This window comes from Ureibacillus xyleni (genome assembly GCF_900217795.1).
Lineage (GTDB): Bacteria > Bacillota > Bacilli > Bacillales_A > Planococcaceae > Ureibacillus > Ureibacillus xyleni.
In genome coordinates, this window is record NZ_OBMQ01000005.1 from 213,894 (window position 1) to 226,099 (window position 12,206).

At 38.1% G+C, this 12,206-nt stretch carries 8 protein-coding genes; 7 read left to right on the forward strand and 1 reads right to left on the reverse strand.

Annotated features, from left to right (window positions below; genetic code table 11):
- Positions 1-98: 98 nt before the first annotated feature.
- From rpoC to CRO00_RS09570, 7 genes are all read left to right on the forward strand, one after another.
- Positions 99-3,788, forward strand: coding sequence for a DNA-directed RNA polymerase subunit beta' (rpoC, locus tag CRO00_RS09540; protein WP_097073462.1), 3,690 nt, complete (start codon positions 99-101; stop codon positions 3,786-3,788).
- Between the two features lie 133 nt (positions 3,789-3,921).
- The gene (locus tag CRO00_RS09545; protein WP_097073463.1) at positions 3,922-4,173 is read left to right on the forward strand and encodes a 50S ribosomal protein L7ae-like protein; all 252 of its coding nucleotides are present in this window, start codon (positions 3,922-3,924) and stop codon (positions 4,171-4,173) included.
- A 99-nt stretch (positions 4,174-4,272) separates the two neighbouring features.
- Positions 4,273-4,692 (forward strand): 30S ribosomal protein S12, encoded by a 420-nt coding sequence (gene rpsL, locus CRO00_RS09550; RefSeq protein ID WP_097073464.1) that lies wholly within the window; start codon positions 4,273-4,275, stop codon positions 4,690-4,692.
- A 147-nt stretch (positions 4,693-4,839) separates the two neighbouring features.
- Positions 4,840-5,310, forward strand: a complete 471-nt coding sequence (gene rpsG, locus CRO00_RS09555) for a 30S ribosomal protein S7 (protein ID WP_097073465.1) — start codon at positions 4,840-4,842, stop codon at positions 5,308-5,310.
- A gap of 93 nt (positions 5,311-5,403) precedes the next feature.
- Complete coding sequence (fusA, locus tag CRO00_RS09560) at positions 5,404-7,479, forward strand: elongation factor G (RefSeq protein WP_097073466.1); 2,076 nt, start codon at positions 5,404-5,406, stop codon at positions 7,477-7,479.
- Between the two features lie 131 nt (positions 7,480-7,610).
- Positions 7,611-8,798 carry an elongation factor Tu gene (tuf, locus tag CRO00_RS09565; RefSeq protein ID WP_097073467.1) on the forward strand — a complete coding sequence of 396 codons (1,188 nt, stop codon included), beginning with the start codon at positions 7,611-7,613 and terminating at the stop codon, positions 8,796-8,798.
- A 247-nt stretch (positions 8,799-9,045) separates the two neighbouring features.
- On the forward strand, positions 9,046-11,229 hold the full coding sequence (locus CRO00_RS09570) for a malate synthase G (protein WP_097073468.1): 2,184 nt from the start codon (positions 9,046-9,048) through the stop codon (positions 11,227-11,229).
- 53 nt (positions 11,230-11,282) lie between these two features.
- Here the strand turns inward: CRO00_RS09570 and CRO00_RS09575 are convergent, their stop codons facing one another.
- Positions 11,283-12,170: a LysR family transcriptional regulator gene (locus CRO00_RS09575; RefSeq protein WP_097073469.1), complete on the reverse strand. Its 888-nt coding sequence runs from the start codon at positions 12,168-12,170 to the stop codon at positions 11,283-11,285.
- Positions 12,171-12,206 lie beyond the last annotated feature (36 nt).

Here is a 12,206-nt window from a genome sequence, read left to right on the forward strand (position 1 = left end):
GGGCAGGGGTAATATACTGCCTGCCCTTTTTAAATAAACTTTAATTGTTGAGCTTCGGAAAGTCGTTAAAGGACTTATACTAAAGGGAGGTAGGCTCCTTGATAGACGTTAATGAATTTGAATATATGAAAATTGGTTTAGCTTCACCTGATAAAATTCGTTCTTGGTCATATGGAGAAGTAAAAAAACCTGAAACAATTAACTATCGTACTTTAAAACCAGAAAAAGATGGTCTGTTCTGTGAACGTATTTTCGGACCAACAAAAGACTGGGAATGCCACTGTGGTAAATACAAACGTGTACGCTACAAAGGTGTAGTTTGTGACCGTTGTGGTGTTGAGGTAACACGTGCAAAAGTTCGTCGTGAACGTATGGGTCATATTGAACTAGCTGCTCCTGTATCTCATATATGGTACTTTAAAGGTATTCCAAGTCGTATGGGATTAATCCTAGATATGTCTCCGCGTGCATTAGAAGAAGTAATTTATTTTGCTTCTTATGTTGTAATTGACTCTGGTGAATCTTCATTAGAAAAGAAACAATTACTATCTGAAAAAGAATACCGTGCATATCGCGAAAAATTTGGCAATGGCTTCGAAGCATCTATGGGTGCAGAAGCAATTAAAAAACTTCTAGAGCAAATTGATCTAGAAGATGAAACTGTATCATTAAAAGAAGAGCTTAAAACCGCACAAGGCCAACGCCGCACACGTGCGATTAAACGATTAGAAGTAATTGAATCATTCCGTAACTCAGGTAACAAACCAGAGTGGATGATTTTAGATGTACTGCCAGTTATCCCACCAGAGCTTCGTCCAATGGTGCAGTTAGATGGTGGACGTTTTGCTACTTCGGACTTAAACGATTTATATCGTCGTGTTATTAACCGTAACAACCGTTTAAAACGTTTACTTGACCTTGGTGCACCAAGCATTATCGTCCAAAACGAAAAACGTATGTTACAAGAAGCAGTAGATGCATTAATTGATAATGGTCGTCGTGGTCGTCCTGTTACTGGTCCGGGTAACCGCCCATTAAAATCGTTATCACATATGTTAAAAGGGAAACAAGGTCGTTTCCGTCAAAACTTACTAGGGAAACGTGTAGACTATTCTGGACGTTCCGTTATCGTAGTAGGTCCAAACTTAAAAATGTACCAATGTGGTCTTCCGAAAGAAATGGCAATCGAGTTATTCAAGCCTTTCGTTATGAAAGAACTTGTTGAACGTGGTTTAGCTCATAACATTAAAAGTGCAAAACGTAAAATTGAACGTTTACACAATGAAGTTTGGGACGTTTTAGAAGACGTAATTCGTGAACACCCAGTTTTATTAAACCGTGCACCGACATTACACCGTCTTGGTATCCAAGCATTCGAACCAACACTAGTAGAAGGCCGTGCGATTCGTCTTCACCCGTTAGTATGTACAGCATATAACGCTGACTTCGATGGTGACCAAATGGCGGTCCATGTACCATTATCTGCTGAAGCACAAGCTGAAGCACGTCTACTTATGTTAGCAGCACAAAACATCCTTAACCCAAAAGATGGTAAACCTGTTGTTACGCCATCTCAAGATATGGTTTTAGGAAACTATTATTTAACTTTAGAACGTGCGGGCGCACGTGGAGAAGGTTCAATTTTCTATGGCACAAATGAAGTATTAATTGCATATCAAAACGGGAAAGTGCATTTACACACTCGTATTGCAATTAAAGCAAGTTCATTAAATAACCCAACGTTTACAGAAGAACAAAATAATAAATTCTTACTAACTACAGTAGGTAAGGTAATTTTCAACGAAATTTTACCAGAATCATTCCCGTACATTAATGAACCTACTACTACAAATTTAGAAAAAGAAACACCAGAAAAATATTTCGCATCGTTAACAATCGATGAAGAAACGTTACAACAACTAGAACAATCAGATGACTATAGAAATGCAGAAGAGAATGTGAAAATTGAGCTTCAACGCCAAGAAGTGTTGAAAAAGCACTTTGAAAACGTGAAACCAATTAGCCCATTCCGTAAAAAGTTCTTGGGGCAAATCATTGCAGAAGTATTTAAACGATTCCACATTACGGAAACTTCAAAAATGCTTGACCGTATGAAAGATTTAGGTTTCAAATACTCTACAAAAGCAGGTATTACAGTTGCTATTTCCGACATCGTTGTATTACCTGAGAAAAATGAAATTCTAGAAGAAGCGCAGAAAAAAGTAGACAAAGTAATGGTTCAATTCCGCCGTGGTTTAATTACGGAAGAAGAACGTTATGACCGTGTAATCTCAAGTTGGTCTGCTGCAAAAGATGAAATCCAAGGCAAACTAATGGACTCTTTACCAGATACAAACCCAATCTTCATGATGAGTGACTCTGGTGCCCGTGGTAACGCATCAAACTTCACTCAGTTAGCAGGTATGCGTGGGTTAATGGCCAACCCGGCTGGTCGAATTATCGAACTTCCAATTAAATCTTCATTCCGTGAAGGTTTAACGGTATTAGAATACTTCATCTCTACTCATGGTGCTCGTAAAGGTTTAGCCGATACTGCGTTAAAAACTGCTGACTCAGGTTATTTAACTCGTCGTTTAGTTGACGTTGCACAAGATGTTATCGTTCGTGAAGACGATTGTGGTACGGATCGCGGTTTAACAATTGGTGCCTTAATGGAAGGTACTGAAGTAATCGAAACATTAGAAGAGCGTATTGTTGGTCGTCATACTAAGAAAACAATCCGTCATCCAGAAACTGGCGAGGTTATTTTAAATCGTGATGACTTAATCACTCAAGATGCTGCACGTTTAATTGAAGATGCAGGTATCAATGAAGTGACAATTCGTTCTGCATTCACATGTAATACAAAACATGGTGTATGTAAAAAATGTTATGGTATCAACTTAGCAACAGGTGAAGAGGTTGAAGTTGGGGAAGCGGTAGGAATTATCGCTGCTCAATCAATCGGAGAGCCTGGAACGCAATTAACAATGCGTACATTCCATACTGGTGGGGTTGCTGGTAACGATATCACACAAGGTCTTCCACGTATCCAAGAGATTTTCGAATCACGTAATCCTAAAGGTCAAGCGGTTATCTCTGAAATTTCAGGGGTAGTTTCTGAAATTGAGGAAATTCGTGAAGGATTAAAAGAATTGACAATTCAAGGTGAAATCGAAACACGTAAGTACCAAGCGCCATACAATGCTCGCTTGAAAGTACAATTAGGTGATAGTATTAAACCTGGTCAAATTCTAACAGAAGGTTCAATCGATCCAAAACAATTATTGAAAGTTAAAGACGTAGCTACTGTACAAGAGTACTTACTAAAAGAGGTACAAAAAGTATATCGTATGCAAGGGGTAGAAATTGGCGATAAACATATCGAAGTAATGGTACGTCAAATGTTACGTAAAGTTCGTGTTATTGAAGCGGGCGATACGGAACTATTACCTGGTTCATTACTTGATATTCATCAATTTACAGATGCAAACAAAGAAGCAATTGTTAATGGGAAGATCCCTGCAACATGCCGACCTGTTATCCTTGGTATTACAAAAGCGTCGCTTGAAACAGAATCGTTCTTATCTGCTGCATCATTCCAAGAAACGACACGTGTGTTAACGGATGCTGCAATTAAAGGTAAACGCGATGAACTTCTAGGTCTGAAAGAAAACGTAATTATCGGTAAACTAGTTCCTGCTGGTACTGGTATGCAACGTTATCGACAAATTCAAATCGAAGAAGACCCAATGGATTTAAGTGAAGACTTCGCTTCAGTAGAATAATTATTATTATAAATTTCTCGAGAGAATTAATATCTCTCGGGGAATTTAATAAAAAATATTTGACAGTTTAAATTGATAATGTTAATATACTTAAGGTTGATAGTTAACTGTCTGTACTTCGGAGGATATGAAAATGTCTTATGATAAAGTTAAACAGGCTAGTAAAACAATCATAGGTACAAAGCAAGCAGTGAAAGCAATCCGTGCTGGTCAAGTGAAAGAGCTTTTTGTAGCGCTTGATGCAGACAGTTGGGTAACCGATCCAGTGATTGTTCTTGCAAAAGAAGTCGGCGTACCAGTGAGTCTCGTCGAGTCGAAAAAAGAACTTGGCAAAGCTTGTGGTATTCATGTTGGTGCTGCGATTGTTGCAATCGCTGCAAGTTAGTTTTTGTGTGACTAAACACAAAGACTTTGTTTTTACCCAAAAAATGAACCACCTGGATGTGTGGTATTAACAAGGAATAAATGAAGGGAGGAAAAACCGATGCCTACAATTAACCAATTGGTACGTAAGCCTCGTCAATCCAAAGTAACGAAATCAAATTCACCTGCGTTAAACAAGGGATATAACAGCTTTAAAAAATCTTTAACAAATGTTAATTCCCCACAAAAACGTGGAGTTTGTACTCGTGTAGGTACAATGACACCTAAGAAACCAAACTCAGCGTTACGTAAATACGCTCGTGTACGCTTAACTAACCAAATCGAAGTTACAGCTTACATTCCTGGTGAAGGTCACAACTTACAAGAACACAGCGTAGTATTAATCCGCGGTGGACGTGTAAAAGACTTACCAGGGGTACGTTACCATATCGTACGTGGTGCTCTTGATACTGCTGGTGTAAACGGCCGTATGCAATCACGTTCTCTATACGGTACAAAACGTCCTAAAGAGAAAAAATAATTCTACTTTCGCAAAAAGCTAAAGAAAAAATCAGAGACCTTTTGAATGGTGATCTTCATGCTAGCAAACATTCAAGAGTACATGATAATTTCGAACTTGCAACTTGCATACTTAAAATAGTTAATATTTTTGAAAGGAGGAAAACACATGCCTCGTAAAGGTCCTGTTTCCAAACGTGACGTGTTACCAGATCCAATTTATAATTCAAAACTTGTAACTCGTTTAATCAATAAAATGATGATTGATGGTAAAAGAGGTACTTCTGAAAAGATTTTATACGGTGCGTTCGAATTAGTAAAAGAACGTTCTGGTAAAGAGCCTTTAGAAGTATTCGAAGCTGCATTAAATAACGTAATGCCAGTTCTTGAAGTACGCGCTCGTCGTGTTGGTGGTTCTAACTACCAAGTACCGGTTGAAGTTCGTCCAGAACGTCGTATTACTTTAGGTCTTCGTTATTTAGTTAACTATTCTCGTCTTCGTGGTGAAAAAACTATGGAAGAGCGTTTAGCTAACGAAATCTTAGACGCATCAAACAACACTGGTGCTTCAGTTAAGAAACGTGAAGATATGCACAAAATGGCAGAAGCTAACAAAGCGTTTGCTCACTATCGTTGGTAATTTAAACTACGTGCTAGCGGCAAGCTAGTACGTAGATTTAAATATATATTTCAACAACTAGTCTATACCCAATATGGAAGGAGAAAATTTCCTATGAAACGCGAATTCTCATTAGAGAATACACGTAATATTGGGATCATGGCTCACATTGATGCTGGTAAAACAACAACAACTGAGCGTATCCTTTATTACACTGGTAAGATTCACAAAATCGGTGAAACTCACGAAGGTGCCTCTCAAATGGACTGGATGGAGCAAGAACAAGAACGTGGTATTACAATCACTTCTGCTGCGACAACAGCTCAATGGAAAGGTAACCGCGTAAATATCATCGACACACCAGGACACGTAGACTTCACAGTAGAGGTTGAACGTTCATTACGTGTACTTGACGGAGCAGTAACAGTACTTGATGCTCAATCTGGTGTTGAGCCACAAACTGAAACTGTATGGCGCCAAGCTACAACTTATGGTGTTCCACGTATCGTATTTGTTAACAAAATGGATAAAATCGGTGCAGATTTCTTATATTCTGTAGGAACTCTACATGATCGTTTACAAGCAAATGCTCACCCAATTCAACTACCAATCGGTGCTGAAGATCAATTCGAAGCAATTATCGATTTAGTTGAAATGAAAGCTATCTTCTACGGAAACGACCTTGGTACTGATATCCAAGAGCGTGAAATTCCTGAAGAATATAAAGCACAAGCAGAAGAATACCGTGAAAAGTTAATTGAAGCAGTTGCTGAGCTAGATGAAGAATTAATGGAGAAATACTTTGCTGGTGAAGAAATCACTATCGAAGAATTAAAAGCTGGTATCCGTAAAGCTACTCTATCTGTACAATTCTACCCAGTTATTTGTGGTACTGCATTCAAAAACAAAGGTGTTCAATTAATGCTTGATGCTGTAATTGACTATCTACCAGCACCAACTGACGTAGAAGCAATTAAAGGTGTTAATGACGAAGGTGAAGAAGTAGAAAAACATGCTAGCGATGAAGAACCATTCGCTGCACTTGCTTTCAAAGTTATGACTGACCCTTACGTTGGTAAATTAACATTCTTCCGTGTGTACTCTGGTGTTTTAGAATCAGGTTCATACGTACAAAACTCTACAAAAGGTAAACGTGAACGTGTAGGTCGTATTCTACAAATGCATGCAAACTCTCGTGAAGAAATTTCAAAAGTATTCGCTGGGGATATCGCTGCTGCTGTAGGTCTTAAAGATACTACTACTGGTGACACTCTTTGTGATGAAAAACATCATGTTATTTTAGAGTCAATGGAATTCCCAGAACCAGTTATCTCATTATCTGTAGAACCAAAATCAAAAGCTGACCAAGACAAAATGGGACAAGCTCTTGCAAAATTACAAGAAGAAGACCCAACTTTCCGTGCGCATACTGACCAAGAAACTGGCCAAACAATCATCTCAGGTATGGGTGAACTTCACCTTGATATCTTAGTTGATCGTATGAAACGTGAATTTAAAGTTGAATGTAATGTAGGTGCTCCTCAAGTTTCTTACCGTGAAACTTTCCGTGGGTCTGCTCAAGTTCAAGGTAAATTCACTCGTCAATCTGGTGGACGTGGACAATATGGTGACGTTTGGATCGAATTCTCTCCGAACGAAGAAGGTAAAGGTTTCGAATTTGAAAACGCAATCGTTGGTGGGGTTGTACCGCGTGAATATATCCCAGCTGTTGAGGCAGGTCTTCGTGACTCACTTGACCGTGGTGTAATTGCTGGTTTCCCATTAATCGACATCAAAGCGAAATTATTCGATGGTTCATACCATGATGTTGACTCAAACGAAATGGCATTCAAAATCGCTGCTTCTATGGCTCTTAAAGCTGCGGCATCAAAATGTAGCCCTGTTCTTTTAGAACCTGTAATGAAAGTAGAAGTAGTAATCCCAGAAGAATACCTTGGAGATATCATGGGTAACATCACTTCTCGCCGTGGTCGCGTAGAAGGTATGGAAGCACGTGGTAACGCACAAGTTGTTCGTGCAATGGTTCCACTTTCTGAAATGTTCGGATATGCAACTACATTACGTTCTGCAACACAAGGTCGTGGTGTGTTCTCAATGGTATTCGATCACTACGAAGAAGTACCAAAATCAATTGCAGATGATATCATTAAAAAAAATAAAGGTGAATAATTGAAATTTCATCTTGCTTCAAGTATAAATAATTTGTAAGCTATGATTGACTGGCTGCGAAGGGCCCTCCAGCCAGCAGTTATAACATATAAAACTAAAAAATTAAACACATATTTAGGAGGCTAACTCTAATGGCTAAAGAAAAATTTGACCGTTCGAAAACGCATGCTAACGTTGGTACAATTGGACACGTTGACCATGGTAAAACTACATTAACTGCTGCAATCGCTACAGTTCTTGCTAAAAAAATGGGTGGGGAAGCAAAATCATACGCTGATATCGATAACGCTCCAGAAGAAAAAGAGCGTGGAATCACAATCAACACTTCTCACGTAGAATATGAAACTGCTACTCGTCACTATGCACACGTTGACTGCCCAGGACATGCTGACTACGTTAAAAACATGATCACTGGTGCTGCTCAAATGGACGGCGGTATCTTAGTAGTATCTGCTGCTGACGGCCCAATGCCACAAACTCGTGAGCACATCTTATTATCACGTCAAGTAGGTGTACCTTACTTAGTAGTATTCTTAAACAAATGTGATATGGTTGATGACGAAGAATTATTAGAATTAGTAGAAATGGAAGTACGTGACTTACTTTCTGAATACGATTTCCCAGGTGACGATGTTCCTGTAATCAAAGGTTCTGCTTTAAAAGCTCTTGAAGGTGAACCAGAATGGGAAGAAAAAATCGTTGAGTTAATGGACGCTGTTGACAGCTATATCCCAACTCCAGAACGTCAAACTGACAAACCATTCATGATGCCAGTAGAGGACGTATTCTCTATCACTGGTCGTGGTACAGTTGCAACTGGTCGTGTAGAACGCGGACAAGTTAAAGTTGGTGACGTTGTAGAGATCGTTGGTATCGTTGAAGAGCCAAAATCAACAACCGTAACTGGTGTAGAAATGTTCCGTAAATTATTAGACTATGCTGAAGCTGGTGACAACATTGGTGCATTACTTCGTGGGGTTGCTCGTGAAGAAATCCAACGTGGACAAGTATTAGCTAAACCAGGCTCAATCACTCCACACACTACTTTCAAAGCAGAAGTTTACGTTTTATCAAAAGAAGAGGGTGGCCGTCATACTCCATTCTTCTCTAACTACCGTCCTCAGTTCTACTTCCGTACAACTGACGTAACTGGTGTTATCAACTTACCAGAAGGCGTAGAAATGGTTATGCCTGGCGACAACATCGAAATGAACGTAGAATTAATTTCTCCAATCGCTCTTGAAGAAGGTACAAAATTCTCTATCCGTGAGGGTGGCCGTACTGTAGGAGCTGGAGTAGTAGCTTCTATCCAAAAATAATTTTAGTTAAACGCTTTAAACATCTTGCGGGGACGCCTGCAAGATGTTTTTTTTTTGAATTGAGATAGCCTCTTAAGACAAGATCTATCTTTGGGATTCATCTTGTGCATGTACTATAGCTAAAATGAATAATAAATATTCGAATTATGTATTTTATTTATAGAGCTTTATTCTATTATAATAATTATAGGATAAGATTGAGGGAATCTCCTCTTTCTTGAATTTTTAAATATTGGGGGATATGTTCATGACAAATTATGTTCAAGTGGGGAATCTTCAAGTAGCTTCAGTTCTTTATGATTTTATAAACAATCAAGCACTTCCGGGGAGCAAAGTAGATCAAGAACAGTTTTGGAATGGCTTTGATGAGTTAATCCATGACTTAACACCGGAAAATAAAGCGTTATTAGTAAAACGCGATGAGCTACAAGAAGCAATCAATAATTGGCATAAAGAAAATAAGGAAAACTTTAATTTTGACGCTTATAAATCTTTCCTACAAGAAATTGGTTATCTAGAGCCAAAAGTAGAGGATTTCAAAATTACTACTGAAAATGTAGATGAAGAAATTGCAGTACAAGCAGGACCGCAGTTAGTTGTACCTGTTAACAATGCGCGCTATGCAATAAATGCTGCAAACGCACGTTGGGGAAGTTTGTATGATGCACTATACGGTACAGATGCAATTAGTGAAGAAGATGGTGCAGATATCGGTAAAGGGTATAACCCAGTTCGTGGTGAAAAAGTTATCACAAAATCAAAACAATTACTAGATGAAGCAATTGCTTTGAAAGATGCTTCACATATTGATGTAGTGAAATATGCTATTGTTGAAAATAAATTAGTTGCTTCATTAGCAAACGGAGAAACAACAGGACTTGTAGATGAGTCAAAACTAGTAGGCTACCAAGGAACAGTTGAAGAACCAACAGTTTTACTATTCAAAAACAACGACTTACACATTGAAGTTCAAATCGACCGTGACCATCCAATTGGTAAAACAGATGCAGCAGGTGTTAAAGATATCGTACTTGAATCTGCTATTACAACAATTATGGATTGTGAAGACTCTGTTGCAGCTGTTGATGCTGAAGATAAAGTGTTAGTATATAGCAACTGGTTAGGATTAATGAAAGGTGATTTAGCTGCGACATTCGAAAAAGGAACAAAAACGATGACGCGTACATTAAATCCTGATCGTACTTACACAGGATTAAATGGTGAAACAATTACATTATCAGGTCGTTCGTTAATGTTTGTGCGTAACGTTGGGCACTTAATGACAAATAGTGCAATTCTTGATAAAGACGGTCAAGAAGTACCTGAAGGAATCTTAGATGGTGTGATTACTAGCTTAATAGCAAAACACGAAACTTTAGGAACAGGAAAATATAAAAACTCGCAAAAAGGATCAATTTATATTGTAAAACCAAAAATGCACGGACCAAAAGAAGTTGCATTTGCAAATAAACTATTTGAACGTGTAGAAGACTTACTAGGTTTAGACCGTTTTACATTAAAAATTGGTGTAATGGATGAAGAACGCCGCACTTCTTTAAACTTAAAAGCATGTATTAAAGAAGTAAAAGATCGCGTTGTATTTATCAATACAGGATTCTTAGATCGTACAGGTGATGAAATCCATACATCAATGGAAGCTGGACCTATGATTCGTAAAAATGAAATGAAGACTTCTACTTGGTTACAATCATATGAAAAATCAAATGTAACAGTAGGTCTTGATTGTGGTTTGCAAGGTCGTGCGCAAATTGGTAAGGGTATGTGGGCAATGCCAGATTTAATGGCTGAAATGTTAAAGCAAAAAATTGGTCACTTACAAGCAGGTGCTAACACAGCTTGGGTTCCATCTCCAACTGCAGCAACATTACATGCAACACATTATCATCAATTAAATGTAAAAGATGTGCAAAAAGGATTATCGAGCTCAGAAGATTTCCAAGACGCAATTTTACAATTCCCAGTGTCACCAACTACAAACTGGAGTCCTGAAGAAGTTCAACAGGAGTTAGACAACAACTCTCAAGGTATTTTAGGATATGTTGTACGTTGGGTAGAACAAGGTGTAGGATGTTCAAAAGTGCCAGATATTAATGATATTGGGCTAATGGAAGACCGTGCAACGCTTCGTATTTCAAGTCAACATGTTGCTAACTGGTTACATCACGGCATCTGTACAAAAGAGCAAGTATTAGAAACAATGAAACGTATGGCAAAAGTCGTTGATGGACAAAATGCAGATGATCCAGAATACCGTCCAATGGCACCGAACTTTGAAGAGTCAGTTGCATTCCAAGCAGCTTGTGACTTAGTATTCAAAGGTTATGAGCAGCCAAGTGGTTATACGGAGCCAATTCTACACAAAAAACGTTTAGAAGCTAAAGCGAAATATGGTACGGTTATAGCAAATTAATTTAAAAAAAGACATTATCTTATCCATTTGGGGTGAGATAATGTCTTTGTTGTTTATTGGGGAATAAAATCATGTGCTAATGTAATAAATTCTCTTACTGCAAAAGATAAATATTTATTTTTCTTCCACGTCATACCTAGCTCTAGAAAAATATTTTCCTCACTAAAAGGAACAGCTAAAATTGTATCGTATTGTATTTTCTCACAAATTCTCTTTGGTAATAGTGCAATACCGAGTTTTGCAGCAACCATCTCGATAATTAAGTCTTTCTGAGACGTTTCGCAAGCTATCGTAGGGAAAAAACCGCTTTTTGCACATTCGTCGATAATACGATCATACAATGTAAAATCATTTCGATAAATAATAAACGATTCCTTTTCCAACTCCGACAATTGTACTTCAGAGCGAACAGCAAGCGGGTGATCTCGATGAACAATTAACATTAATGGGTCTTTTAGAATTCCGATTGCTTCTAGATTTTCATTTGCCACACTTAAATTGCAAATTAGTCCGATATCTAATTCTCCAGCTTCTACGCCTTCCCGAATTTTTTTCGATCCAACTTCCGTTAAAATAAGTTCAATATAAGGGTACTGTTCTTTGTATTGGCTCACAAGTTTTGAAAAGAATTCAGAACCCACAATAGGCGGAATCCCTATGCGAATTTGTCCCTTTTTTAATTCCATTAAATCTGTTAACTCTGATCTTAAATTTTTAAATGCCTCTAATACATGTTGAGCATTAATTAAGACAGCTCGCCCAGCATCGGTCAATTCTAATTGTTTTGATGATCGATAAAACAGAGGGACTCCCAGCTCAGCTTCTAAGTTTTGAATTGCCTTGCTGATTGATGGCTGTGATACATGTAGAGTAGAAGCTGCTTTTGTGAAGCTTAAATGTTTAGCAACTTCTGAAAAGTATTCAATCTGACGTATATCCAAAAGAAGCATCTCCTTTACAATATCTTTGAATCTAGC